Here is a 25,970-nt window from a genome sequence, read left to right as displayed (position 1 = left end):
GGACATGACTGCCAGTGCACACACTGAATCTGGGCATTCTCGCGCACGTCGACGCCGGTAAGACCAGCCTGACCGAGCGGCTCCTGCACACGGCCGGGGTGATCGACGAACTCGGCCGGGTCGACGACGGGAGCACCCGTACCGACTCCCTCGACCTGGAGCGCCGGCGCGGCATCACCATCAAGTCCGCCGTAGCGTCGTTCCCGCTCGGCGACACGAACGTCAATCTCGTGGACACACCGGGCCACCCGGACTTCATCGCCGAGGTCGAGCGGGTGCTCGGGGTCCTCGACGGGGCGGTGCTCGTCGTCTCGGCCGTCGAGGGCGTGCAGGCGCAGACCCGCGTCCTGATGCGGACGCTGCGCCGACTGCACATCCCCACGGTGGTGTTCGTGAACAAGGTCGACCGCGGCGGCGCCCGCGAGGCCGCGCTCCTCGACGACCTGCGGCACAAACTCACCCCTGCCGTGGTCCCGATGAACACGGTGCCGCACGGCCTCGGCGGCCGGGACGCGCTCTGCGTCCCCTACGTCGCCCAGGACGCGGAGCATCGCGCCCGCCTGGTCGACGTGCTCTCCGCCCGCGACGACGCGCTGCTGGAGGCGTACGTCAAGGACGAGGGGTCGGTCACGTACGGCCGACTGCGCGACGCGCTCGCCGAGCAGACGGCGCGCACCGAGGCGCATCCCGTGTACTTCGGCTCGGCGATGACAGGGGCGGGGATCGACGCCCTCGTGGACGGCATCACGCGCCTGCTCCCTCCCGCCGAGAAACTGCCCCAACTACCGCTCTCCGCACGCGTGTTCAAGGTGAACCGCGGTCCGGCCGGCGAGAAGATCGCGTATGCCCGCGTGTTCACCGGGACGCTGCGGGTACGCGAACGGCTCGCGCTGCCCGGTGGCGGGGAGGACCGGGTGACGTCTGTGCGCGTCTTCGCGGACGGGACGGACACACCACGTACGGAGGCGGGCCCCGGGCAGGTGGCCCGGCTGTGGGGACTCGGCGGGGTACGCGTCGGCGACGACCTCGGCGAGCCCCAAGTCCCCGTCAAGGAGCACCACTTCGCGCCGCCCACTCTGGAGACGGTGGTCGACCCGGACCGGCCGGGACTGCGCGGCGCCCTGCTCGCCGCGCTCACCCAGCTCGCCGAGCAGGACCCGCTGATCGGCCTGCGCCAGGACGACATCCGCCAGGAGATCTTCCTGTCGCTCTACGGCGAGGTGCAGAAGGAGGTCGTACAGTCCACGCTCGCCGAGGAGTTCGGGCTCGACGTGACGTTCCGGGAGTCGACGCCGCTGTGCGTCGAGCGGCCGACGGGATCCGGCGCGGCGGTCGAGGTCATGAAGGGCGACGGGAACCCGTTCCTGGCGACCATCGGCCTGCGGGTCGACCCGGCGCCGATCGGCTCGGGCATCGCGTTCCGGCTCGGCATCGAGCTCGGCTCCCTCCCCCTGGCCTTCATCAAGGCCATCGAGGAGACCGTGCACAGGACGCTGCGCCAGGGGCTGCTCGGCTGGCAGGTCACCGACTGCACGGTGACGCTGACGCGCTCCGGCTACGCGCCGCGGCAGAGCCACGCGCACGCCGTCTTCGACAAGTCGATGTCGAGCACGGCGGGCGACTTCCGCGGACTGACCCCGCTGGTCCTGATGAGCGCACTCGCGCGCGCGGGCACGGCGGTGTGCGAGCCGATGCACCGCTTCCGCCTGGACATCCCGGCCGACCTGTACGGGGCGGTACTGCCGGTGATCACCCGGCTGCGGGCCGTGCCGACGGGGCAGCACACGGACGGCGGGGCATGGACCACGGTCGACGGGCTGATCCCCGCGGCACGGGTGCGCGCCCTGGAGCAACAACTGCCGTCCCTCACCCGGGGCGAGGGCATCCTGGAGGCCTCCTTCGACCACTACGCCCCGGTCCGCGAGGACACACCGCGCCGCTCCCGCACGGACCACGACCCGCTGCACCGCAAGGAGTACCTGCTGCGGGTGGTGCGCGGGGCGGGGGCGCGGACGGCGTGACGGTTGTGGGGCGGTCCGGGGGCCGGAGGCGAGCGCATCCGGGCGACCGGATCCGGGCGGACGGCCCGTGGCGGTTGAATCCGGGCCGTTTGGCCCACCCACGAGGGCCCCTTGGCCCCGTCCGTCGCGGGGCCGCGCGCTGAGATGCTTCGAATTCGAGCCTCCCGTGCCTTCGCTCTCCCGCCGCGGCGCACGGTGGAGGCCGAGCACGGGCCCGCTGTTCGCAGAAGGGGGAGCCGCGAACAGCGGGCCCGTAAGCTCCGCAGCCCGTGTCACCGCACGTGCCTGTCACCGCACGTGTCGCCGTCCGGGCCCGGGCCGACCGGGCGTCGCACACGTACCCGGCGCGCCGCTGTGACAACTCGCGCGCAAAACGGCCCAATCGGAGCGATAAAGTGGCTCGTCAACCCGCACGTGCCCGATCACTCAGGAGTGCCTACGTGTCCGTAGCCATCGACTCGTCCGACGCCGCCATCCCGTCCGGCGACGCCGCCCCCGCGGAGCCCGTGCCCGCGCCGGCCGTCGCCCCGGACAGCAGCGCCGCCGCACCCGCGAACGAGGAGACGGCCGAGCCCGGGGACACCGACAACATGTGGACCCCGCCGACCACCGACGCCCCGACCGCCGACGCTCCCGACGACGCCGCGCCCGCCCCCGAAGGCACCCCCGACAGCGTGTCCGACAGCTTCTGGACGCCGCCCACGGAGGTCCCCTTCGCGGAAAGCTCCGTGGTTGACGACGAGGCAGCGGCCGACGACGACCCCGCCCCCGGCGACGTACCGGAGGCCATCACCCGCGACGCCCACGAGTTCGGCGTCTACGCCCGCACCGGTGGCTGGTCCTTCGCCCTGAAGGTGGCCCGCAGCGTCCGGCCCGGCGGGCAGTCCGCCGGGGAGTCCGCCAAGGTCTCCGCCCGGAAGTTCGCCGAACTCGCGGGCTGCTCCCCCGACCGCGTCATGCGGTTCTACAAGGCGTGGGACAGCGCGGCGGACGACGGTCTGGTCCCCCAGTTCGAGGCCCTCACGCCCGGTACCGACGTCGAACTCCCGGACGCCGACGTCTGGTTGTCGTACTACGTGTCCCGCAACAGCGCGACCTCGGTGCGCGGCCAGGCGATCACCGAGGCCGCCGAGTCCGAGGGCATCCGCCCGACGAAGGCCCTGGAGGTCGCGGAGAACCCGACGGCGCTGCGGGCCGCGATCCTCGCCGACCCCGGCACCGCAGAGGCCGCCCGCAAGGCGCTGATGGACCGCCTCGACGAGGACCCGGTGCTGCGCACGGGCATGGCCCGCGACATCGTGCGTACGGACGACCTGAAGAAGGCCGTCGCCGAGGAGACCAAGACCGGCGGCCAGCTCGAGTACGTTCGCAGGATCGCGGAGGAGGGGCAGGTCAAGACCCCCGCGGGCCAGAAGATCGAGGCCTCCCCCGCGCTGCGCGAGGAGGCAGAGCGGCACCTGTCCCTCATCGACGAGCTGGACGAGGACGAGGAGGCGGGCGAGTGGGCCCGCGAGGCGTACGACACCGTGCGCACGCTCGTCGCCGAGACCGTCGAGAAGGACCCCGAGCTGCGGGTGCAGGAGCGGCGCGCGAAGTTCTACAGCAGCCTGCAGAAGGCGACGAAGGCCTTCGAGGAGCTGACGTTCGACGACGTCGCCGCCGAGGAGATCGACGACATCGTCGAGGACGACATGCTGCAGCGCCTCGAGGAACTGCAGTCGGCGATCGCGACCTGCATCACGGCGCTCCAGTCGGCCCAGAAGAAGGACTGACTCCGGACGGGCTCCGGAGGGACTGACTCCGGTTGGACCCACGATGCCACCGCGGCACGGCCCGCGGTGGCATCGTGGCCCCATGGCACAAACCCCGCAGACCCCGCACACCCCCAGGTCCACGGGCCGCCCGGCCCACCAGAACGTGCCGTTCGACAGCCACGGCAGCACGGCCCACGGCTATCTGGCGCTCCCGGCCTCGGGGCACGGCCCCGGCGTCATCGTCATCCAGGAGTGGTGGGGCCTGACCGACCACATCGCCGACGTCGCCGACCGCCTCGCCGCCGAGGGCTTCGTGGCACTCGCGCCCGACCTGTACGGCGGGAACGTCGCGCACGACTCCGGGGAAGCGTTCCGCATGATGCAGGACCTGCCGGTGGAGCGCGGCGTGAAACTTCTCTCCGGCGCGGTCGACCACCTGCTCGCCCTCCCCCAGACCACCTCCGACACGGTCGGCGCGGTCGGCTTCTGCATGGGCGGCGGCTTCGTCCTGTACCTGGCCGCGGCGGACCAGCGGGTGAGCGCGGCGGTCCCGTTCTACGGCGTGATCCAGGGAGAGATCCCGGACTTCTCCGGCCTGAAGGCGCAGATCCTGGGCCACTACGGAGAGCGCGACGAGGCGATCCCTCCGGCCACCCTCGACGGCCTCCGCACCGCGATCAAGAACCAGTCCGGCATCGACGCCGACTTCCGCATGTACCCGGCCGACCACACCTTCTTCAACGACGGCCGCCCGGAGGTCTACAACGCACAAGCATCGGCGCAGGCCTGGTCATCAACACTGGACTTCCTGCGAGCCACGCTGAAGTGACCACATCGAGCCCTTCCGCCCTCAAGCCCCTGCGGCGCTTGAGCAGCGGGTCAGGGGCGGCGCCCCGATCATTTAAGCCCCTCCGGCGATTGAGGAGCGGGGCCCGGGGCAGAGCCCCGATCTTTCAAGCCCCTGCGGCGATTGAGCAGCGGGGTCCGGGGCAGCGCCCCGAGACGTAGGGCCGGGAGGCGCGCGCCTCCCGGACCCGCTCAGCAACGTCTCACCAGATCCGAACCCGATCCCCGGGCGCAACCCACAACCCGTCCCCCACAACCGTGGCAAACGCCTCATGGAACTCATCCAGGTTCCGCACAATGTTCGCCCGGAACTCCGGCGGCGAATGCGGGTCGATCGTCAGGTACTGCTGCTCCTGCTCCGTGCGCCGCTTGGTGCGCCAGCAGTACGCCCAGTTCATGAACAGCCGCTGCGTACCGGTGAGTTCACCGTCACTCGGCACCGGCTCGTCGCCCAGCGCGATCTTGTACGCGGTGTGCCCGATGGTGAGCCCGCCGAGGTCACCGATGTTCTCGCCCACGGTCAGCGACCCGTTGACGAACTCCCCCGGAAGGTTCCGCGGCGAGAACCCGTCGTACTGCTTGACGAGCGCCTTCGACTTCGCCTCGAAGGCGGCCTTGTCGTCGGCCGTCCACCAGTCGTTGAGGTTGCCCGCGCCGTCGTACTGCGCGCCCTGGTCGTCGAAACCGTGGCCGATCTCGTGCCCGATGACGGCGCCGATGCCGCCGTAGTTCTCGGCGGCGTCGGCGTCCGGCGAGAAGAACGGCTTCTGCAGGATGCCGGCCGGGAAGCAGATCTCGTTCGTGCCCGGGTTGTAGTACGCGTTGACGGTCTGCGGCAGCATGAACCACTCGTCGCGGTCGACCGGCGCGCCGATCTTCGCCATCTGCCGGTCGTGCTCGAAGGCATCGGCCGCGTACGCGTTGGCCAGCAGGTCGTCGGGGACGACGGCGAGCCCCGAGTAGTCACGGAACGCGTCCGGGTAGCCGATCTTCGGCCGGAACGTGGCGAGCTTCTCGTACGCCCGGTCCTTGGTCTCGTCCGTCATCCAGTCGAGGCGGGAGATGGACTGGCGGTAGGCCTCGAGGAGGTTGGCGACCAGCTCGTCCATGAGCGCCTTGGAGCGCGGCGGGAAGTGCCGGGCCACGTACTCCTTGCCGACGGACTCGCCGATGGCGCCCTCGACGAAGGCGACGCCGCGCTTCCAGCGGGCGCGCAGCTCCGGAGTGCCGTTGAGCGTCTTGCCGTAGAACTCGAAGTTCACGCGCACGAACGGCGTCGACAGGTACGGCGCGGCGGAGCGCAGCACGCGCGCGAGCAGCCAGTCGCGCCACTGCTCGATGGGAACCTCGGCGAGGACCGCGGACAGATGCGTCAGATACGAGGGCTGGCGCACGCACGACTCGGCGAGGGTCTCGTCCTTGCCGCCGAGCCCGGTGACGTAGCCACGCCAGTCGAACGACGGGGCGAGCGCGGTGAGTTCGTCGAAGGTGGTGAGGTTGTACGTCTTCTGTACGTCGCGCGTCTCGGCGCGCTCCCAGTGGCCCTCGGCGAGCCGGGTCTCCAGGGCGAGGACGGTGCGCGCGGCGGAGGCGGGGTCCGCGTGCTCGCCGAGCGTGAACAGCTCGGTCAGGTACGCCTCGTACTTCTCGCGGATCTCGGCGAACTTCTCTTCGCGGTAGTACGACTCGTCGGGCAGGCCGATGCCGCCCTGGAGGATGTTGAAGAGGTAGCGGTCGGAGTTCCGGTCGTCGCTGTCGATGTAGGCGCCGAACAGGCCGGAGCCGCCCTTGCGCTCGAAGCGGCCGAGGAACCCGGCGAGCTGCCGCACGTCGTCGAGCGCCGCCACCTCCTCGATCAGCGGGCGGACCGGGTCGAGCCCGCGGGCCTCGACGGCCTCCTCGTCCATGAACGACGCGTACAGGTCGGCGATCTTGCGCGCCTCGTCCGCGTCCAGGCTCGTGGGGCCGCCGGCCGCGATCTCCTGAATGATCTCCTTGACCCGCTGCTCGGCCACATCCACGAGCTCCACGAAGGGGCCCCAGCTGGAGCGGTCGTCGGGGATCGGCTCGGTCGCCAGCCACTGGCCGTTGACATGCCCGAAGAGGTCGTCCTGCGGTCGGATCGCCGGGTCCATGCCCGGGCGTGCGTCATCCAGAGTGCTCATCGCTGCACCCTACCCAGGTCAGGGAGTAGGGAGAGCGTCAAATACGGGTGCTTCCGCGCAGCGTGAACAACACTGCCCCGGTCGGCACGGGGCCGACCGGGGCAGTGTTCGCGCAACGCGGATCAGACGCGGCTCAGACAGGCATCAGGCGAGCGAGGCCAGCGCCTCGTTCAGCGTCTGCGACGGGCGCATCACCTTGTCGGCCTTGGCCGAGTCGGGCTGGAAGTAGCCGCCGATGTCGGCCGGGGAGCCCTGCACGGCGATCAGCTCGTCGACGATCTTCTGCTCGTTCGCGGAGAGCTTCTCGGCGAGCGGGGCGAAGGCCTTGGCGAGCTCCGCGTCCTCGGTCTGCTTGGCCAGCTCCTGGGCCCAGTACAGGGCGACGTAGAAGTGGCTGCCGCGGTTGTCGATGCCGCCCAGGCGACGGGTCGGCGACTTGTCCTCGTTGAGGAACGTGCCGGTGGCGCGGTCCAGGGTCTCGCCGAGGACCTTCGCGCGGGCGTTGTCCGTGGTGGTGGCGAGGTGCTCGAAGGAGACGGCCAGGGCGAGGAACTCACCGAGGGAGTCCCAGCGCAGGTAGTTCTCCTTGACGAGCTGCTGGACGTGCTTCGGGGCGGAGCCGCCGGCGCCCGTCTCGAAGAGGCCGCCGCCGTTCATCAGCGGGACGACCGACAGCATCTTGGCGCTGGTGCCCAGCTCCAGGATCGGGAAGAGGTCGGTCAGGTAGTCGCGCAGCACGTTGCCGGTGACCGAGATGGTGTTGAGGCCCTGGCGGATGCGCTCGACGGAGAGCTTGGTGGCGTCCTCCGGGTTGAGGATCCGGATGTCCAGGCCCTCGGGGGAGAACTCCGGCAGGTACGCCTCGACCTTCTTGATCAGCTGGGCGTCGTGGGCGCGGCCCTCGTCCAGCCAGAACACGGCCGGGTCACCGGTGGCGCGAGCGCGCGTCACGGCGAGCTTGACCCAGTCCTTGATCGGGGCGTCCTTGGTCTGGCAGGCGCGGAAGATGTCGCCCTCGGAGACCTGCTGCTCCAGGACGACGTCGCCGGCCTGGTTGACCACGCGGACGGTGCCGGTGGACTTGATCTCGAAGGTCTTGTCGTGGGAGCCGTACTCCTCGGCCTTCTGCGCCATGAGGCCGACGTTCGGGACGGTGCCCATGGTCGACGGGTCGAAGGCGCCGTTGGCGCGGCAGTCGTCGATGACGGCCTGGTAGACACCGGCGTACGAGGAGTCCGGGATCACCGCGAGGGTGTCCTGCTCCTGGTCGTCCTTGTTCCACATGTGGCCGGACGTACGGATCATCGCGGGCATGGAGGCGTCGATGATGACGTCGGACGGCACGTGCAGGTTGGTGATGCCGCGGTGCGAGTCGACCATGGCCAGGTCGGGACCGGCGGCCAGCTCGGCGTCGAAGGACGCCTTGATCTCGGCACCGTTCGCGAGGGTCTCGAGGCCCTTGTAGATGCCGCCGAGGCCGTCGTTCGGGGTCAGGCCCGCGGCGGCCAGGTCGGCGCCGAAGCGGGCGAAGGTCTCCGGGAAGAAGGCGCGCACGACGTGACCGAAGATGATCGGGTCGGAGACCTTCATCATGGTGGCCTTCAGGTGCGCGGAGAACAGCACACCCTCTTCCTTGGCGCGGGCGATCTGCGCGGTCAGGAACTCGCGCAGCGGCGCGACGTGCAGCACGGAGGCGTCGACGACCTCACCGGCGAGGACCGGTACGGACTCGCGCAGCACGGTGGTGGTGCCGTTGTCGGCGACGAGCTCGATCTTCAGCTTGTCGGCGGCCGGGAGAACGGTGGACTTCTCGGTCGAGCGGAAGTCGTTCTCACCCATGGTCGCGACGTTCGTCTTGGACTCGGCGGTCCAGGCGCCCATGCGGTGCGGGTGGGCCTTGGCGTAGTTCTTCACCGAGGCGGGGGCGCGGCGGTCGGAGTTGCCCTCGCGCAGGACCGGGTTGACGGCGGAGCCCTTGACCTTGTCGTAGCGAGCGCCGATCTCGCGCTCCTCGTCGGTCTTCGGCTCGTCCGGGTAGTCCGGCAGCGCGTAGCCGTGCTCGCGCAGCTCGGCGACAGCGGCCTTGAGCTGCGAGACCGAGGCCGAGATGTTCGGCAGCTTGATGATGTTGGCCTGCGGCGTCTTGGCCAGCTCGCCCAGCTCGGCGAGCGAGTCCGGGACGCGCTGCTCCTCGGTCAGGTACTCAGGGAACTGGGCGAGGATGCGCCCGGCCAGGGAGATGTCACGGGTCTCGACGCCGACACCGGCGGTGGACGCGTAGGCCTCGATGACCGGCAGGAAGGAATACGTCGCGAGGGCCGGGGCCTCGTCAGTGTGCGTGTAAATAATGGTCGAGTCAGTCACCGGGTGCTCCGCTTCCACGTCTTCCACGTCGTCTGCAGTCTTGGATCGGATTGCTCGACATCAAGATATCTCCTCCCCGGCCAGGATCCGAAAGGGGTCCACCCGCCAAGATCTTTCCGGCCCCAGGGCGACCAGGCGCATTTCAAGCCCCTGCGGCGATTGAGCAGCGGGGTCCGGGGCAGAGTCCCGATCTTTTACGCCCGTGCGGCGTCACCCGCACCGGTCCAGGCCAGCACCTTCTCCACCGGCCACGTCGTCACCACCCGCTCCGCCGGAACCTCGCACTCCTCGGCGCGGGCGCAGCCGAAGAGCTGCCAGTCGAGCTGCCCGGGCGCATGCGCGTCGGTGTCGATGGCGAAGAGGGTGCCCGCCTCCACCGCCTTGCGGAGCAGACGCCGGGGCGGGTCCAGCCGTTCGGGACGGCTGTTGATCTCCACCGCCGTGCCGGCAGCCGCACACGCCGCGAACACCTCGTCCGCGTCGAACTGCGACTCGGGCCGCCCCCTGCCCGTGACCAGCCGACCGGTGCAGTGGCCGAGGATGTCGGCATGCGGATTGCCGACGGCGGCCACCAGGCGCCGGGTCATCGCCGCGGCATCCATCCGCAGCTTCGAGTGGACCGAGACGACGACCACGTCCAGGCGGTCGAGCAGCTCCGGTTCCTGGTCGAGCGAACCGTCGTCGAGGATGTCGCACTCGATGCCGGTGAGCAGGCGGAACGGCGCCCAGCCCGCGTTCAGTTCGGCCACCACGTCCAGTTGCTCACGCAGCCGCTGCGGCGAAAGCCCGCGGGCCACCGTGAGGCGCGGCGAGTGGTCCGTGAGCACCGCCCACTCGTGTCCGATGTCCCGGGCAGCGCGGCCCATCTCCTCGATCGGGCTGCCGCCGTCCGACCAGTCGGAGTGCAGATGACAGTCGCCGCGCAGCAGGGAACGCAGCTGCACGCCCACGTCGCCCTCCAAGGGCACCGTGCGGGCCAGCTCGTCCTCCAGATGCGTGAGGTAGTCCGGGATCTGCCCGGCGGCCGCCTCCCGGATCACCGCGGCGGTCTTGGGCCCGATGCCCTTGAGCGACTCCAGGGAGCCGGCCTCGACGTGCCGCGCGACCTCGGCGTCGCCCAGCCCGGTGATCACACCTGCGGCGGTGCGGAACGCGCGCACCCGGTAGGTGGGCGCGCCGTCCCGCTCCAGCAGGAACGCGATCCGTTCCAGCGCCCGCACGGGCTCCATCGCCACCTCCGGCCACCTACGCGTACGTCTCCAGCCTGCCGTACGACCTGGTGACCGGCATCCGTGAACGCCGCGGGCGGCGAATCTCAGAGGTGCTTGTCGATGGCCTGCTGGGCCTGCGCCGGCAGCGCACGCACGTGGTCGGCGGCGCCGCGCACACTCTGGGTCGCCCCGCGAGTCGCCCCGAGGGTCGCTCCACGCACGGTGTCGGCCGCATCGCGGCCGGCGCCACGCACGGTTCCGGTGGCGTCCCGCAGCGTGTGAGTCGCGTCGCGCAGCGTGTGGGACGCGTCGCGCCGCGCCCGGCGTGCCGACGAGCGTCCGGACGCGGCGGCGCCACGGGCCCGATAGGCGGCCGACGGCTTTCCGTGCGTGTCGGCCGCCGTGATGAGCAGGCCGCCCATCAGGGACACGTTCTTCAGGAACTGGGTGCGCTGTTGGGCGCGTTGCTCGGGATCCTTCTCCTTCCACCAGGCGTGGCCGGCCAGCGTCGTCGGCACGAGCGTCCCGGCGAGGGCCAGCGCGGCGAGCCGCGGGGCGATCCCCGCGGCGAGCAGCAGCCCGGCCCCGAAGTGCACCGCGCCGTTGATCCGGACCAGTTGCTCGGGGTCCTCCGGCAGCCGGGGCACGCGGGAGGCCACGGGAACCGCCACCGGTTCCGCGGCGGGCGCCACGCTCTCAGGGGCACGGAGGGTGGACAGCCCGCCGGCCACGAACGCGGAGGCGAGCATCGGACGTGCGCATTTCCTCAGTACAGCCATGCTTCGCCGCGTTCCCCAACTCCGCGCACTCAGTCCAGGATCATGGACGCCGTCCCGCGCGGCGCCCCACGGCGTACGACGCGGCGCCGACGGCTGTGACCCCGGCCCCGACGCCCATGGCCAGCATCTTCCGGTGGGCAACGGCGGTCCAGGCCGTCCTGGCCACGGTGGTGACCTGCCCGGTCGCCGCCACGGCCGCCTGCCGGCCGGCCTCGACGCCCCGCGCCGCGCTGCCCACGGCATCGGCCGCGCCCTCGGTGACCCGCTCGGCCCCGCGCTGCGCGGCCACGGCCGCGTCGACGGCCTTGGCCTCGGTCTTCTCGGCGGCGTCACCCACGGGAGCAGTCGCCTTGTCGGCGCTGTCACGCGCCCGGGAAGCGGTCTTCCGCTTCGTCGTCTCGTTCTGCTGATCCGTTCCCTTGTTCGGTTCACTCATGGAGTCCGGGTTAGCCCTCGACGGTCATCACAAACCCGAAACGCTCCCCCAACTCGTAGCCGTCGGACCGGAATCGGACCGGACGTCCGTGTCCGGCGGCCACAGTCCGCCCCGAAAGTATGGTGTCCCACCACATGTGCCGCTGACCTGCGTGTTCCTACCTTGTGCCAGCAGATACACGTCCCCACCAACGCCTGGAAGTGGTGCACATGGCCTCCGCAGCAACCGCTCCGCCAACACCCGGAAACCTCAAGCGCATTGTCGCGGCGAGTCTCATAGGCACCACCATCGAGTGGTACGACTTCTTCCTCTACGGCAGCGCCGCGGCGCTGGTGTTCAACAAGCTCTTCTTCCCCGACTCCGATCCCCTGGTCGGCACCCTCCTCTCCTTCCTGACGTACGCCGTCGGATTCGCCGCCCGCCCGCTGGGCGCGCTCGTCTTCGGGCACTACGGCGACCGGCTCGGCCGCAAGAAGCTCCTCGTGGTGAGCCTGCTGATGATGGGCGGCGCCACCTTCGCCATCGGCCTGCTCCCGACCCACGCGACCGTCGGCACGGCCGCGCCCGTACTGCTCACCGTGCTCCGCCTGGTCCAGGGCTTCGCTCTCGGCGGCGAGTGGGGCGGCGCGGTGCTCCTCGTGTCCGAGCACGGAGACGCCCGGCGCCGCGGCTTCTGGGCCTCCTGGCCGCAGACGGGCGCGCCCGCGGGACAGCTCCTGGCGACCGGCGTGCTCTCGGCCCTGACCGCCCTGATCTCGGATGCCGCGTTCACCGACTGGGGCTGGCGGATCCCGTTCCTCCTCTCCGGCGTGCTCGTGCTCGTGGGTCTGTGGATACGTCTCTCTGTCGATGAATCCCCCGTCTTCAAGGAGGCGTTGGCCCGCGCCGAGGCCCGCAAGTCTGTCTCCGACACCGTGGAGAAGCTGCCGTTGGTGGCCGTCCTGCGGCACCACTGGCGCGATGTCCTGGTCGCCATCGGCGCCCGCATGGCCGAGAACATCAGCTACTACGTCATCACCGCCTTCATCCTCGTGTACGCCACCACGTCGGCCGGCGTCTCGAAGCAGACCGCGCTGAACGCCGTACTCATCGCGTCCGCCGTGCACTTCGCCGTGATCCCGGCCTGGGGCGCCCTCTCCGACCGGGTCGGCCGCAGGCCCGTGTATCTGCTGGGTGCGGCGGGCATCGGCCTGTGGATGTTCCCGTTCTTCTCCCTCATCGACTCGTCGAACTTCGGTGGTCTGCTCCTCGCCGTGACCGTCGGCCTGGTGCTGCACGGCGCCATGTACGCCCCGCAGGCCGCGTTCTTCTCCGAGATGTTCGCGACGCGGATGCGCTACTCCGGGGCGTCGATCGGGGCGCAGTTCGCCTCGGTGGCGGCGGGCGCGCCCGCACCGCTCATCGCGACGGCTCTGCTGTCCGCTTACGGCTCCTCGACGCCGATCTCCCTGTACGTCATCGCGGCCGCGCTCCTGACGCTGATCGCCGTGGGCCTGGCGAAGGAGACCCGGCACCGCGACCTGTCCGACCTGGACGCCGTGGACTCGGGCGACGTAGCGCGCAGCGACGACCCGGTGAAGCTCCACGGCGCCTGACGGCGTGCGGCGCCTCACCCCCGCCGGCCCCGTGGTTGCGGACTCGGGGCTCGGGCGGGGTCAGGCTATGTCCGGGGCCGCCAACCGGTGCAGCCGCAGGGCCAGTTGGATCTCCAGCGCACGCTCCGGCGTCTGCCAGTCCTCGCCGAGGAGCCAGCCCACCCGCTCAAGACGCTGCGCGACCGTGTTCACGTGCACGTGCAGCGCGTCCTTCGTGCGGGCCGGGCTCATGCCGGACGCGAAGTAGGCGTCGAGGGTGCGCAGCAGGTCGGTGCCTCTGCGCTCGTCGTAGGTGATGACCTCGCCGATCGTGCGGGCGACGAATCCCCCGACGTCCCGGCTGTCGGCGAGCAGCAGCCCGAGGAACCCGAAGTCCTCGGCCGCCGCGCCCTGTCCGGACCTGCCGAGCAGCCGCAGCGCGTCGAGGCAGCGCTGCGCCTCCACATACGCGGCAGCCGCTCTCTCGGTCCACCCTGCCAGGCCCTCGACGGGGGCCGAGGCGCCCACGGTGACGCTCTCGTGGATCGCCTCGGAGAGCCGGCCCGCGACATGGGACGCCAGCTCCGACGCTGCGGTGGTGTGCGCCGGAAGCAGCAGGACGGTGCCGCCGTCGCGCGCGGCGGCAAGGCCGTGCCGGGTCGCCGCGAGGTGGTTGGCCGCGGACCACAGGCGGCGACGCGCGGCCGCCTCCTGCTCGGCGTCACCGGTGCTCTCCAGGCGGGCGGCGAGCACCACATGGGTCGCGTCGAGGTCGGCGTGCAGCCGCTCCGCCCTCTCCCGCAGCAACCGCGGGTCCCGATCGCGCCCGTCCAACAGGTCGTCCAACAGCTCGCCCCTCACCCGCTGTTCGGCCTCGGCCGCGGAGCGCCGGGCGAGCAGCAGCAGCGAGGTGACCATGGCGGCGCGCTCCAGGGTGCGCTGGTCGACCGGGTCGAGGCCGGGGTGGCCGCGCAGCACGAGGGCGCCGAGCAGCTCGCCGCCGGCGGCGACGGCCGCGACCCAGTCGTCGCGGTGTCGCACCGCGTGCCCGTCGGCCCGGGACGCTTCGAGGGCGTGGCCGGGCGCCTCCTCGGCGTCGGTGAACTCCACGGTGCCGTCGAGGACTTCGGAGACGGCCGCGGCCACGTCGTGCACTCCGCCGCCACGCAGCACCAGCTCGGCGAGCCGGTCGTGCACGTCGGACGCGCGCTCGATGACGCCGCTGCGGTCACGGATGATCTCGTTGGCGCGCTCCAGCTCGTTCAGCGCCTGCCGGGTCTCGGTGAGCAGGTTCGCGGTGTCGATGGCCGCGGCGGCGAGCGCCGCGAAGGAGCCGAGGAGCGCGATCTCCTCGCGCTCGAAGACCCGCGCGCGCCGGTCGGAGGCGAACAGCACCCCGATCACTTGTGCTCCCAGCATGAGCGGCACGCCGAGGATGGCGACGAGCCCCTCGTCCCCCACCCCCGCGTCGATGGTGCGGGTGTGCTGGAAGCGCACGTCGTGCCCGTAGTTGTCGGTGACGTAGGGCCGCGCGGTCTGTGCGACGAGGCCGCCGAGGCCCTCGCCCATGCCGAGGCGGAGCTGCTGGAAGCGGGCCGCGACCGAGCCCTCGGTGACCCGCATGTAGGTGTCACCCCTGACCGGGTCGTTCAGCGTCAGATAGGCGACGTCGGTGCCGAGCAGCGAGCGGGCCCGCTGGACGATGGCGTGCAGCACCGCGTCCAGGTCGCGCAGGCCCGCGAGGTCGTGTGCGGTCTCGAACAGTGCGGACAGCTCCGCCTCGCGGCGCCGCCTGCCCTCCATTTCCGCGCGCACGCGCAGCGCGAGCACCTTGGCCGCTTCGAGTGCCGCTATCCGCTCGGGCGTCGCGCCCTCGGCCCGGGCGAGCAGTACGGGCTGTTCGTAGGCATCGGCGGAGGCGCCCCTGGCGAGCAGTTCCAGGAACGGGGCCTGCGGGTCCTCGGTGGTCACCGGGCCGGAGGCGGCGTCTGATTGCGGTTGGTGGCGCGACATGCGGACAAGGATTACCCGTCGAGCGGTCGGGCCTGCTAGCCCTGTGGACAACTCGGGTCGTCACGAAATCGCGGTCACCCGGTCGAGGGACCGCGTTCCGTGCGAAAACAACCCGAACCCGGCAATTGGTGGGGCGGAATCAGTGGGCGGACCAGCCGCCGTCGAGAACGAGGGACGTGCCGGTCATGAACGAGGCCTGCGGCGTGCACAGATACGCGACGGCCTCGGCGACCTCGGAAGGTTCGATGAGCCGCTTGATCGCGCTGTCCTGCAGCATCACCTCGCCGAGCACCCGCTCCTCGGGGATGCCGTGCGCGGCGGCCTGGTCGGCGACCTGCTGCTCGACGAGCGGCGTGCGCACATAGCCGGGGTTCACACAGTTCGATGTGACGCCGTGCGCCGCCCCTTCCAGCGCGGCCGTCTTCGACAGTCCCTCGAGCCCGTGCTTCGCGGCCACGTACGCGGACTTGTACGCGGAGGCCCGCAGCCCGTGCACCGACGACACGTTCACGATGCGGCCCCAGCCCTGCCCGTACATGTGCGGCAGCGCCCCGCGCAGCAGCCGGAACGGGGCCTCCAGCATCACGGTCAGCACGGTGTGGAAGACCTCGGGCGGGAACTCCTCGATGGGCCGGACCAGTTGGATCCCGGCATTGTTCACGAGGACGTCGGTGCCGGCCGCCGCCTGCTCCGCGGCGTCGAGGTCGGTCAGGTCAAGGACGTACGCCTCGATGCCGTCGGCCTCCCCGGCCAGCGCCTCGAGCCCCGCCTCGTCCCGGTCCACCGCTCTCACCTTGGCGCCCGCCGCGGCGAGGCGCAGGGCGCAGGCCCGGCCGATGCCACTGGCGGCGCCGGTGACGAGTGCGGTGCGCCCGCCGAGATCCAGCTCGGGGGCGGTGGGTGCGGTCAGCGGGGTGTGCGGCGTCATGACTCGCACCCTAGGCAGCTGATCAGCACCGCCCGATGTGGGCAGCACCCATACTTCAGCGCTCGGTCATGGTCTCGAACCATGTGGGTCCCTCCGCCTGCGCCTGCTTGATCCGGAACAGCGCGAACTCGTCGAGCGGCGGCAGCGCGTCCAGGGCGAACCAGGCGACGTCCAGCGACTCGTCGTCGTTGACGCGCGCCTCGCCGCCGGTGGCCCGGCAGCGGAAGGACGTGTCCATGAACTGGCACTGGTCGCCGTTGGGGTACGTGATCGGCTGCAGGGCCTGCACCAGCACGACCCGCTCGACGACGCATTCGACGCCGGTCTCCTCGAACACCTCACGCGCGGCGACATCCGCGGGCTGCTCGCCCGGCTCGGGGATCCCACCGATGATCGACCACTTGCCGGTGTCGGCGCGCCGCCCGAGCAGCACCCGTCCCTCATCGTCGAAGACGACGGCACTGACCCCCGGCAGAAGCAGCAGCTGGTGGCCCGCGGTGGCCCGGATCGTACGGATGAATTCAGGAGTCGCCATGCCGACGAGCCTACCTGTAGGCCCCAACGAACCGGCAGGCCACAAGCCCCGTCAGGCGTCCGAGCGCCGCCCCGCGCGCGCCCGCACGACGGCCCAGCCGAGGCCCCCGACACCGATCGCGACGAGCAGCGCCTCGGGCCACTCGCCCGCGCGCGTGGCGAGCGTCTGCGACGTCCGCTTCGGGACATCGGCGATCAGGGTCGCCGGCTCGAACATGCCGGTCTGCTGCTCGATCGTGCCATCGGCCCGGATCACGGCGCTGACCCCGCTGGTGACCGGGACCATCACGGCCCGGCCGTGCTCGACGGCCCGCACCCGGTCCATGGCGAGCTGCTGGTACGTCATCTGGCTGCGCTCGAACGTCGCGTTGTTGCTCGGCACGGACAGGATCTGCGCGCCTTCCCGGACCTGGTCGCGCACCGTGGCGTCGAACGCGGCCTCGTAGCAGGTCACGTTGCCGACCTTGGTGCCCGCCATGTCGAAGACGACGGCCTTCTTGCCGGGTACGAACTCGCCCGCCCGGTCGACGTCCTTGCTGAAGATCCGGAAGAAGCTGCGGTACGGCATGGTCTCGCCGAAGGGCTGCAAGCGCCGCTTGTCGTAGACGGCGCCCGGGCCCGTCTTCGGGTCCCACTGGATGAGCCGGTTCCGGGGCTTGCCGTCCGCCGGGGTCACGACAGCTCCCACCGAGATGGGCACTCCGACGGCCTGCGCGGCCTTGGTGATCTCGTCGTAGGCGTCCTGGTTGACGTACGGGTCGATGTCCGAGGAGTTCTCCGGCCACAGCACCAGGTCGGGGCGCTTCACCTGTCCCGACTTGATCTTCGCGGCGAGCTTCATGGTCTCGCGCACGTGATAGTCGAGCACGGCGCGGCGCTGGGCGTTGAAGTCGAGGCCCATGCGCGGCACGTTGCCCTGGATGAGCGCCACGCGCGCGGTGCCCGCCTCGGCGCCGGTCGCCACGAAGGGCATCGCGACCGCTCCGGCGACGACCGGGGCGACGGTGAACGCGGCCGCGGCGGCAATGCCCTTGTCCTTCAAGAATGACAAGCCCGTGAGAGGCGACGCGTCCTCGGACGAGGCCCGGCGCACCTTCCTGACGCGCAGCGCGAGGGCCCCGAGCCCGAAGCCGCACAGGACCACACCGAAGCCGAGCAGCGGGGTGCCGCCCAGCGAGGCGAGGGGCAGGAACACCCCACTGGGCTGCCCGAACGCGACCTTCCCCCAAGGGAATCCACCGAACGGGGCACGCGCACGCAGCGCCTCGGACGCGATCCAGACCCCACTGGCCCACAGCGGCCACAGCGGCCACAGCGGAAGCCGCGACACGTAGGCGATGCCCATGCCCGCGAGCGAGACCAGCAGTGCCTCCGCGGCGGCGAGCGCCAGCCACGGCAGCGGACCGACGTCGACGCCGGTCCAGGAGAGCAGCGGCACCAAGTAGGCGAGCCCGAAGGCCAGGCCGAGTCCGAAGCCCGCCCTCAGCCGCCGCCCGTACACAGCCACGCCGAACAGTGCGAAGGAGATCGGCGCGAGCCACGGGAGCTCGCGCGGCGGAAAGCTCACGTACAGGAGCAGCCCGGCGATCACCGCGAACGCGAGGGGCACGAAACGCCGCAGGTGAGAACGGACCTTCGAGAGCACAGACTGCTCTGCGGGCTCGTCCGACGGGGCTACGGGAGGTGCGGTGGCGGTCACCCGGGGAGTGTACGGCGCGCCGCTGTCACGCCGACATGCCGGTCGGCGGGCGCCCCGCGTCGACCGCGCAGGCGGATCGTTCCTGTGCAACACCGGCCCGCCTCGGCCCACCAGCCGTTACGGTGTGCCCAAGTCCCCGATGCCGCGGCCACTTCCGGCCACGCATCCGGGGCCCGTCTACGTCGGGGGGCGGCGGATGGGTGCGACGGGGTGGTCAGCGGGTGCGGCGACAGATGCTGCGCTGGAACGGCGTGGTGGAGCGTCCGATGCCATCGGGGTCGCGGTCCTCGGGTGTTGCGCGGCATGGTCCCTGATCAGCGCGACGGCACGCGCGGGCAGACCGGAAGGCGTGCTCCTGGCCGTGCTCGCCGTGATCGCGGGGTTCGCGTGCGGACGCATCGGCGGGGCGCTCGTCCCGGTCGCCTCGTCCTGTGCGGTCGGACTCGGCGGCCTGTGCCTCGCGCTCACCGCTCCGTACGCGGTCCCCACACCTGATGTCGTGACGCCGATGGGCCGGGTCGGCGCGACCGCGGCGCTGCTCGCCCTGTCCACGGGGGCGCTGTGCTGCGCGGCCTGGTCGGCGCGGCGCCGGGCTGCGCGGATCGCGCTGCACCTACTGGCGGCGGGCAGCGTGGTGGTGGCCTTCGTCATCGACTCACCGGGCGGGATCACGGCGTGCGCCGGCGTCGTCCTGTGCTCGCTCGCGGCGGCCCGCCTACGACGCCGGGCGATCGGCCTGAGCGGTCTCGGCCTCTCCACGGCGGTCATGGCCGGTCTCGGTGTGGCGCTCGCCAAGAACGTCCTGCCGTCCGGCCCGACGGCCTCCCTGGAGGCGTGGCTCTCGCCGCGGCGGATCCTGCTGTGGCGCGACGCCCTGCACCTCGCCGAGAACGATCCCGCCCTGGGCACGGGACCCGGACGCTTCGAGGACCTCAGCCCGACGCTCGCGCAGTCCCCGCTCTCCGACGGCAAGCCGCACTCCGCCGTCCTCCAGATGGCGGCCGAGCAGGGGCTCGTCGGCGTCCTGCTGCTCGCGACGGCCTACTGCTGGCTGCTGTACGTCCTGTGGCGCTCGGCGCGCTCGACCCAGGTGGTGCTGGCGGCGGGTGCGGCGCTGACCGCGGTGGCCGCGATGGCGCTGGTCGGCAACGCGCTCAGCTTCACGACCGTGACGGCGGGCGTGGGCCTGCTCGCCGGGATCGGCACGGCCGAACCGTTCACGGACGGGCCGCCGGACGACGACGTGGCCGCCCCGGAATTCCTCCGGAGCGGCCACGACTGAGTTCACCCGCCGGGTCCTGCGGTCAGACGACCGGACCCGCGTGCGGCCGCTTCAGGCGGTCGCGGATGTGCCGCACCGCGCCCTCCGCGTCGTCCACGGTCACCGTGAACCTGCGGCCGTCACCGAGGACGAGCACCACGCCCTCGCCGCGCCGCACCACGACGGCCGTGCCGATCTCCGGGCGCCAGCGGTAGCCCCAGCCGCCCCACTGCCGGGGCGTGACGCGGGGCGCGAAGTCCGCCTCGACCACATGGGCGAGCGGGATACGGCGGCGCGGCAGGCCCACGTGGCCGCAGCGCACCTCGAGGTGGTCCTTGTCGACCTTCACCGCGACGTGGAGGAAGGCGAGGGTGCCGAACAGGATGAGCAGGCCCACGGCGATCAGGCCGACCACGGACATGGCCAGGGCGAGTATGCCGGTGGCCCAGGAGTTGTCCACGGCCAGCTCGATGCCCAGAGCCAGGCAGGCGAGCCCGCCACAGGCCAGGATCCACTGCACACGGTTGTGTGCGCGGCCGGTCCAGATGTCGGTCACGGGGGCGGAAGAGCGTCGCCCTGAGTGCTCGTCGGGGGCGTGTTCCCTCATGGAATCGAGCCTACTCATGTTCCGCGGGTCCGGCACCGGCTTGCGCAGCCTTGTGGGCCGGACCGGGCTGAGCCGGGCCGGTGCGGTCGCTCAGCCCGCGTGGCTCAGCGCCTGGAGGTCACGGCCTTCCGCGTAGGCGAGTGCCTCCTTAGGAAGCGTGTCCTCCCGGCCGCCCAGCAGCACCGTGAGCTTGCCGCGCGCATCGGACCCGGCCTGCGGGCCCTCGCCGATCCGGCGCAGCGCCTGCGCGGCGACGGCGCCCGCGCTGCTGTGCAGGGCGAGCAGGTCCGCGTCGGGCTGCTGCACCGCGGCGCGAATACGCTCCGCGACCAGCTCGTAATGGGTGCATCCCAGGACGACGGCCCTTACATCACGGGGCGTGAGGGCGGCCGCGGCCTCGATGGCACGGTCGATACCCTCCTCGTCGGCCCACTGCACCGCGTCGGCGAGGCCGGGGCAGGGCACCTCGGTGACCTGGGCGCCGCCTCCGAAGTCCCGGATCAGCGCCTGCTGGTAGGGGCTTCCGGTGGTCGCGGGCGTGGCCCAGATGGCGACCTGGCCGCCGCCCGCGGCGGCGGGCTTGATCGCGGGGACGGTGCCGATGACGGGGATCTGCGGCTCGAGCCGGGCGCGCACGGCGGGCAGTGCGTGCACGGAGGCGGTGTTGCAGGCGATGATCAGCGCGTCCGGGCCGTGCGCGGCGGCGGCCTCGGCGACGGCGAGCGCCCGCTCGGCCACGTCCTCGGGCGTGCGCGGCCCCCACGGCATGGTCTCCGGGGCGGAGGAGAGCACGAGGTCGGCGTCCGGGCGCAGGCGCCGTACCGCCGCAGCGGCCGCGAGCAGTCCGATTCCCGAGTCCATCAGCGCGATCTTCACCCGGAAACCATAGACGATCGGTCCGACAATGCCCGTGCCGGTGGGGCAGACTGCGGCGGATGGACGTCGTTGTGTGGATCACCGCGGCTTCGCTCGCCGCATGGCTGTGGCTGCTGCTGTGCCAGGGCTTCTTCTGGCGTACGGACCTGCGCCTGCCACCGCGCACCGAGCCCGGAAGCTGGCCGGATGTGTGCATTGTGGTGCCGGCCCGCGACGAGGCGGAGGTGCTGCCGGACAGCCTGCCGTCCCTGCTCGCCCAGGACTATCCGGGGCGGGCGGAGATCTTCCTGGTGGACGACGGCAGCTCGGACGGCACGGGCGAGGTGGCACGCACCCTCTCGGAGCGGTTCGGCGGGCTCCCCCTCACGGTCGACTCACCCGGCGAGCCGCCCGCGGGCTGGACCGGAAAGCTGTGGGCGGTGCGGCACGGCATCGGCCTGGCACGCGCGCGTGACCCCGAGTTCCTGCTGCTGACCGACGCCGACATCGCGCATGAGCCGGACAGCCTGCGGGAGTTGGTGGCGGCGGCGCGCACGGGCGGCTTCGACCTGGTGTCGCAGATGGCGCGGCTGCGGGTGGAGAGCGTGTGGGAGCGACTGGTCGTGCCCGCGTTCGTGTACTTCTTCGCGCAGCTGTACCCGTTCCGTCGGATCACACGGCAGGGCGCACGCACGGCCGCCGCGGCGGGCGGCTGCGTGCTGCTGCGCACCGAGGCGGCCGAGCGGGCGCGGATCCCGGACGCGATCCGGCAGGCGGTCATCGACGACGTGTCGCTCGCACGGGCCGTGAAGCGGTCCGGTGGGCGCATCTGGCTGGGCCTCGCCGAGCGCGTCGACAGCGTGCGGCCGTATCCGCGCCTCGCGGATCTGTGGCGCATGGTGTCCCGCAGCGCGTACGCACAGCTGCGGCACAACCCGCTGGTGCTGCTCGCCACCGTGCTGGGGCTTGCCCTGGTCTACCTGGTGCCGCCCGCGGCGCTGTTCGTCGGCCTGTTCTCGGGCAGCGCGCCGGCCGCACTGCTCGGCGTGCTCGCCTGGGCGGTGATGGCGGGAACGTACATCCCCATGCTGCGCTACTACCGGCAGACGCTGTGGCTGGCGCCGCTACTGCCGTTCACCGCGCTGCTGTACCTCCTGATGACGGTGGATTCCGCTGTGCAGCACTACAGGGGGCAGGGCGCGGCCTGGAAGGGGCGTACGTACGCCGCGCCCGATCGAGGGTGAACACCTCGCCGCGGAACGCTACTTGCGGCCCCGTGTCCAGTTCATGCCCCACCCGTAGGCGCGGTCCACGGTGCGCTGCGGGCTGACGCCCCGGTCAGGGACGAGATAGCGGGCCTCGCGCTGCACGGTCAGGTCGCCGCCGTCGTTCGTGAGCAGGGCGAGCGCGCACACCGTGGAGGGCACCGTGCACTCGTCCAGGGAGAAGTCGATCGGGGCGCCGTGCGCCGGTTGGAGCGTGACCGTCGCATGGAGGTCGGCGAAACTGCGCGCGCCTTCGTAGATGGTCACGAAGACGAGGATGCGGCGGAACGCGTCCGTGCGGTCGAGGTTGATGGTGAGGTTCTCGCCGGCGGTCAGGCCTCCGCTGCGGTCGTCGCCGTCGAGGTGGATGTACGGGGCCTCGCCCAGCGCCCCGAAGGCGTTGCCGAGGGCCTGCACCACTCCCTTGCGCCCGTCGGCCAGTTCGTACAGGGCGCACAGGTCGAGGTCGAGGCTCCGGGCGCGCCTGCTCCCCCGGCCGCCGAACTGCTTGAGCACCTCCCAGTTGAGGTTCACACGCAGGGCGCCGGACGTACCGCCCTGCTTCGCCAGGGAGACGGTCGGAGCGGCCTTCGTCAGCGTCACCTTGGTCGGTTGCACGGGCGCCGCGCGTGTGGGCGTCGCCGATGGCGCGGCGGCGGGCGGCGCCGCCTGCTTCGGTTCGTCCACCGTGATGCCGTAGTCCCTCGCGAGGCCCGCCAGGCCGTTGTCGTAGCCCTGGCCCACGGCCCGGAACTTCCAGGCTCCCTGACGGCGGTACAGTTCACCGAGGACAAAAGCTGTCTCCACCGTCGCGTCCGCGCTTTCGTAGCGGGCGAGTTCGGCCCCGTCCGCCGCGTCGACGACGCGGACGTACAGGCCAGGCACCTGTCCGAACGCCCCGCCGTCCGCGGACGCTGCGAGGACCACCCGCTCGATGGCGGGCTCCACGCGCGCGAGGTCGACGAAGAGGGTGTCCGTGACGGTGCCCCCGCTGGTGGACCTGCCCTCGTGCCGGACCGCCCCGGAGGCGTGCGTCGGCTGGTTGTAGAACACGAAGTCCGCGTCCGAGCGGACCTTTCCGGAAGCGAGCAGGAGCGCCGAGGCGTCGACGTCGGGTACACCGGGGCCTGAACGTCGGCCCAATTCGACGCGTACGGCGGTAGCAGGCACCCCGACATTCGACCCTTTAGCCATTGTCATGTCCGCCCCAAACGCCTGCCCTCGGCTTACCGTCCAACCTATTCCCCGGAGCCTTCCGGCTCCCAGAGGCCCGTTCGAAGATCACTGGCCAACCGCCGGTAACCCCCCGAAATTTTGGGCTCTACAGGAAATCTGCCCCGGGCGACGACCGTTTTCCCCAAGTTCGCTCGCATTGAGGACGCGCGGTCACACACGACACGCAAAAGAACCCTCTTATCGGTCTACCCCAACGACCACATCGTGGGCTTAACTTATGTGTCATGACCTCCCCCCGCTCCACATATGGCGGCGGTTACTACTCCGCGCCGTCCTTCCCGGACACTCCGATCTACGACTCACTCGTCGCGGAACGGGGTACGCCGCAGATCGCCCCGATCCGGGTTCCCTCCGCGTACGAAAGCAACAGCCACCTGCCGGCGCTGCCTGCCGCGCTGCCCGCCCTGCCGTCGGCGCCCTCCGCGCCCTCGCCGCAGTACGGCTATCCGCACCCGCAGAACGCCCCGATGCAGGCGGCCCCGACCGCGTACATTCCGCAGCAGGCGAGCGCCCAGCGCGGCTATCCGGGCCAGCAGGCCCAGCAGCAGCCGCAGCGTCCCGCGCCCGGCCAGGCGACCGGTTACGAGGCAATGCGCCCGGCCACGCCGCGGCCCGCCCCCGCACCGTACGAGGATCCGTACAACCGCCAGCAGTACCGCGGTTACTGACCCGACACGGCCGGAACGCTCCGGCCCACCACAGCAGCCACGGGCGATGTCCGTGGCTGCTGGCAGAATTACCGGCATGTCGCAGCCAGTACTCAGTTCGATCCATGTCCACCCGCTCAAGGCGGTTCGGGGGCACGCTCCGCGCGAGGCCGCCGTGGAGCCGTGGGGCCTGGCAGGGGACCGGCGCTGGGTGCTGGTGGGCACGGACGACAAGATCGTCACCCAACGGCCGCATCCGCGCCTGGCGTTGGCCGCCGCCGAGCAACTGCCCGGCGGCGGCGTTCGCGTGTCGGCCCCGGGCATGGACCCGCTGACCGTCGAGATACCCGGGCCGCGGGAGACGACCACGATCGAGGTCTGGTCGGACAAGGTCGAGGCGGTCCCCGCCGACCGCGCGGCCCACGCGTGGTGGAGTGCGTACCTGGGCACCGAGATACGCCTGATGCATCTGGACGACCCGGCGACCAGACGCCCCATCGACCCGAAGTACGCGCGCCCGGGCGAGACAGTGAGTTTCGCCGACGGCTACCCGCTGCTCCTGACGACGCTCTCCTCGCTCGACGCGCTCAACTCCTTGATCGCTCAAGGTGACCACGCCGACGAGGGCCCGCTGCCCATGAACCGGTTCCGGCCGAATGTCGTCGTCTCCGGCACGTCTCCGTGGGCGGAGGACGACTGGTCGCGCATCGCGATCGGGGACGTCACCTTCCGTATCACCAAGAAGAGCGGCCGCTGCGTGGTCACGACGACGAACCAGCAGACCGCGGAGCGTGGCAAGGAACCCCTGCGCACGCTGGCGCGACACCGCCGCTTCGGCGACCAACTGTGCTTCGGCACGAACCTGGTGCCCGAGTCGACGGGCACCGTGCGTATCGGAGATCCCTTGAGGATCCTCGAATAACCGTCATCCGGCTGGGGAACCCGGCGCCGCGGCATGCTCGTTGAGAGACAATGGCAGTGTCGGAAGCGCCGGTGGGCAGGGGCGAGCCAGGACCTGGAGCCAGGTGACGTCGCTCTCTCTTCTCTCCTCCGGCATGCGGGCGCTGCCGTTCGGGGTTATGACAGACCCGGAAGGGGGTGCAGACCGTGCGAGCGTTGATCGGGCTATGGCGCTGGCGTCACAATCCGGTGTGCCGCGGGACCGACCTGGCAGAGGCCTGGGTCGCCCTGGTCGCACTGTTCCTCATCGTCGTCGCCGCGCCGCTGGCCGGCGTCGTCGCGGGGTCCATGTCGCGTGACGCTCTGTATCGCTCCGTGGAGGAGCAGCGCAGCATGCGCCACGAGGTGACGGCGACCGTGGTGCACAAGGTGGCACAGCCGCCGCTCGATCCCGACCCGGAGACCTCCACGGCGCGTGACGCACACACACGCGTGGTGGCGACCTGGAAGGCGCCGGACGGTTCGACCCGGCAGGACCGCGTCGTCGCCGCCCTCACCACCCCGCACCGCGGCGACAAGTTCACCGTGTGGACCGACGAGCAGGGCCGCGCCGTCGGCCGGCCCCTCGACCGGCCCACCGCCGCCACGCACGCGGCGCTCGCCGGATTCGGTGCGGCCGTCGCCGTCACCGGCCTGGTGGAAGGCACCCGGCGCCTGGTCCTGTGGCGCATGCTGCGCCGCCGGTACGCGCGTTGGGACAGCGCCTGGGACATCGCCGGACCCGACTGGGGCAGGACCGGCACGGGCAGCTGACCGCCGCCCACAGGCTCGTCGCTCTGGTCAACTGCCGTGCTCCGCGCACGCTACGGTGGAGC

General features: G+C 71.5%; 20 protein-coding genes and 1 pseudogene. 9 read left to right on the top strand and 12 right to left on the bottom strand.

What is annotated here, in order from left to right; translation table 11 throughout:
• Positions 1 to 14: 14 nt before the first annotated feature.
• The 3 genes from OG746_RS19930 (at position 15) to OG746_RS19920 (ending at position 4,604) form a co-directional block, all read left to right on the top strand.
• Positions 15 to 2,021 (top strand): elongation factor G, encoded by a 2,007-nt coding sequence (locus tag OG746_RS19930; protein WP_266716331.1) that lies wholly within the window; start codon positions 15 to 17, stop codon positions 2,019 to 2,021.
• 440 nt (positions 2,022 to 2,461) lie between these two features.
• Positions 2,462 to 3,793, top strand: coding sequence for a hypothetical protein (locus OG746_RS19925; protein WP_266716329.1), 1,332 nt, complete (start codon positions 2,462 to 2,464; stop codon positions 3,791 to 3,793).
• A gap of 82 nt (positions 3,794 to 3,875) precedes the next feature.
• Positions 3,876 to 4,604, top strand: coding sequence for a dienelactone hydrolase family protein (locus tag OG746_RS19920; protein WP_266716327.1), 729 nt, complete (start codon positions 3,876 to 3,878; stop codon positions 4,602 to 4,604).
• A gap of 220 nt (positions 4,605 to 4,824) precedes the next feature.
• On the opposite strand, the gene OG746_RS19915 is transcribed toward OG746_RS19920, so the two are convergent.
• The 5 genes and pseudogenes from OG746_RS19915 to OG746_RS19895 form a co-directional block, all read right to left on the bottom strand.
• On the bottom strand, positions 4,825 to 6,786 hold the full coding sequence (locus tag OG746_RS19915; protein WP_266716325.1) for a M13 family metallopeptidase: 1,962 nt from the start codon (positions 6,784 to 6,786) through the stop codon (positions 4,825 to 4,827).
• 144 nt (positions 6,787 to 6,930) lie between these two features.
• Positions 6,931 to 9,150 carry an NADP-dependent isocitrate dehydrogenase gene (locus OG746_RS19910; RefSeq protein ID WP_266716323.1) on the bottom strand — a complete coding sequence of 740 codons (2,220 nt, stop codon included), beginning with the start codon at positions 9,148 to 9,150 and terminating at the stop codon, positions 6,931 to 6,933.
• A gap of 194 nt (positions 9,151 to 9,344) precedes the next feature.
• Positions 9,345 to 10,379, bottom strand: coding sequence for a PHP domain-containing protein (locus OG746_RS19905; protein WP_266719088.1), 1,035 nt, complete (start codon positions 10,377 to 10,379; stop codon positions 9,345 to 9,347).
• A 230-nt stretch (positions 10,380 to 10,609) separates the two neighbouring features.
• A pseudogene (locus OG746_RS19900) lies at positions 10,610 to 11,140 on the bottom strand (DoxX family protein); the annotation flags it as partial.
• Between the two features lie 40 nt (positions 11,141 to 11,180).
• Positions 11,181 to 11,576 (bottom strand): hypothetical protein, encoded by a 396-nt coding sequence (locus OG746_RS19895; RefSeq protein ID WP_266716321.1) that lies wholly within the window; start codon positions 11,574 to 11,576, stop codon positions 11,181 to 11,183.
• Positions 11,577 to 11,785: 209 nt separating this feature from the next.
• On the opposite strand from OG746_RS19895, the gene OG746_RS19890 reads away from it, so the two are divergent.
• On the top strand, positions 11,786 to 13,171 hold the full coding sequence (locus OG746_RS19890) for an MFS transporter (protein WP_266716319.1): 1,386 nt from the start codon (positions 11,786 to 11,788) through the stop codon (positions 13,169 to 13,171).
• A gap of 60 nt (positions 13,172 to 13,231) precedes the next feature.
• Here the strand turns inward: OG746_RS19890 and OG746_RS19885 are convergent, their stop codons facing one another.
• The 4 genes from OG746_RS19885 to lnt all read right to left on the bottom strand — a co-directional run bounded on the left by OG746_RS19885 (position 13,232) and on the right by lnt (position 18,324).
• Positions 13,232 to 15,163, bottom strand: coding sequence for a helix-turn-helix domain-containing protein (locus OG746_RS19885; RefSeq protein WP_266716317.1), 1,932 nt, complete (start codon positions 15,161 to 15,163; stop codon positions 13,232 to 13,234).
• Positions 15,164 to 15,302: 139 nt separating this feature from the next.
• Positions 15,303 to 16,091 carry a 3-hydroxybutyrate dehydrogenase gene (locus OG746_RS19880; RefSeq protein ID WP_266716315.1) on the bottom strand — a complete coding sequence of 263 codons (789 nt, stop codon included), beginning with the start codon at positions 16,089 to 16,091 and terminating at the stop codon, positions 15,303 to 15,305.
• A 55-nt stretch (positions 16,092 to 16,146) separates the two neighbouring features.
• Positions 16,147 to 16,626, bottom strand: a complete 480-nt coding sequence (locus OG746_RS19875) for an NUDIX hydrolase (RefSeq protein ID WP_266716313.1) — start codon at positions 16,624 to 16,626, stop codon at positions 16,147 to 16,149.
• A 51-nt stretch (positions 16,627 to 16,677) separates the two neighbouring features.
• The gene (gene lnt, locus OG746_RS19870) at positions 16,678 to 18,324 is read right to left on the bottom strand and encodes an apolipoprotein N-acyltransferase (protein WP_266716311.1); all 1,647 of its coding nucleotides are present in this window, start codon (positions 18,322 to 18,324) and stop codon (positions 16,678 to 16,680) included.
• Between the two features lie 349 nt (positions 18,325 to 18,673).
• Between lnt and OG746_RS19865 the strand changes: the two genes are divergently transcribed.
• The gene (locus OG746_RS19865; protein ID WP_266716309.1) at positions 18,674 to 19,606 is read left to right on the top strand and encodes an O-antigen ligase family protein; all 933 of its coding nucleotides are present in this window, start codon (positions 18,674 to 18,676) and stop codon (positions 19,604 to 19,606) included.
• Positions 19,607 to 19,628: 22 nt separating this feature from the next.
• On the opposite strand, the gene OG746_RS19860 is transcribed toward OG746_RS19865, so the two are convergent.
• Together OG746_RS19860 and OG746_RS19855 are read right to left on the bottom strand one after the other, a co-directional pair.
• Positions 19,629 to 20,192, bottom strand: coding sequence for a hypothetical protein (locus tag OG746_RS19860; RefSeq protein WP_266716307.1), 564 nt, complete (start codon positions 20,190 to 20,192; stop codon positions 19,629 to 19,631).
• 90 nt (positions 20,193 to 20,282) lie between these two features.
• Entirely contained in the window at positions 20,283 to 21,068 is a 786-nt protein-coding gene (locus OG746_RS19855) for a glutamate racemase (protein ID WP_266716305.1), read from the bottom strand.
• Positions 21,069 to 21,127: 59 nt separating this feature from the next.
• On the opposite strand from OG746_RS19855, the gene OG746_RS19850 reads away from it, so the two are divergent.
• Entirely contained in the window at positions 21,128 to 22,291 is a 1,164-nt protein-coding gene (locus OG746_RS19850; protein WP_266716303.1) for a glycosyltransferase, read from the top strand.
• A gap of 18 nt (positions 22,292 to 22,309) precedes the next feature.
• Here OG746_RS19850 and OG746_RS19845 read toward each other — a convergent pair whose 3' ends face one another.
• Positions 22,310 to 23,506: a TerD family protein gene (locus OG746_RS19845; RefSeq protein ID WP_266716301.1), complete on the bottom strand. Its 1,197-nt coding sequence runs from the start codon at positions 23,504 to 23,506 to the stop codon at positions 22,310 to 22,312.
• Between the two features lie 266 nt (positions 23,507 to 23,772).
• Here OG746_RS19845 and OG746_RS19840 point away from each other — a divergent pair, with 266 nt between their 5' ends.
• The 3 genes from OG746_RS19840 to OG746_RS19830 all read left to right on the top strand — a co-directional run bounded on the left by OG746_RS19840 (position 23,773) and on the right by OG746_RS19830 (position 25,908).
• Positions 23,773 to 24,216 (top strand): DUF6643 family protein, encoded by a 444-nt coding sequence (locus OG746_RS19840; RefSeq protein ID WP_266716299.1) that lies wholly within the window; start codon positions 23,773 to 23,775, stop codon positions 24,214 to 24,216.
• Positions 24,217 to 24,292: 76 nt separating this feature from the next.
• The gene (locus OG746_RS19835) at positions 24,293 to 25,117 is read left to right on the top strand and encodes an MOSC domain-containing protein (protein WP_266716297.1); all 825 of its coding nucleotides are present in this window, start codon (positions 24,293 to 24,295) and stop codon (positions 25,115 to 25,117) included.
• 185 nt (positions 25,118 to 25,302) lie between these two features.
• A complete protein-coding gene (locus OG746_RS19830; protein WP_266716295.1) occupies positions 25,303 to 25,908 on the top strand; it encodes an Rv1733c family protein in 606 nt (201 codons plus the stop codon).
• The last annotated feature ends 62 nt before the right edge of the window (positions 25,909 to 25,970 follow it).

This window comes from Streptomyces sp. NBC_01016 (assembly GCF_026341035.1).
Taxonomy (GTDB): domain Bacteria; phylum Actinomycetota; class Actinomycetes; order Streptomycetales; family Streptomycetaceae; genus Streptomyces.
Note: the sequence above shows the minus strand (reverse complement) of the source record. Positions and strands in the feature narration are given on the sequence as shown.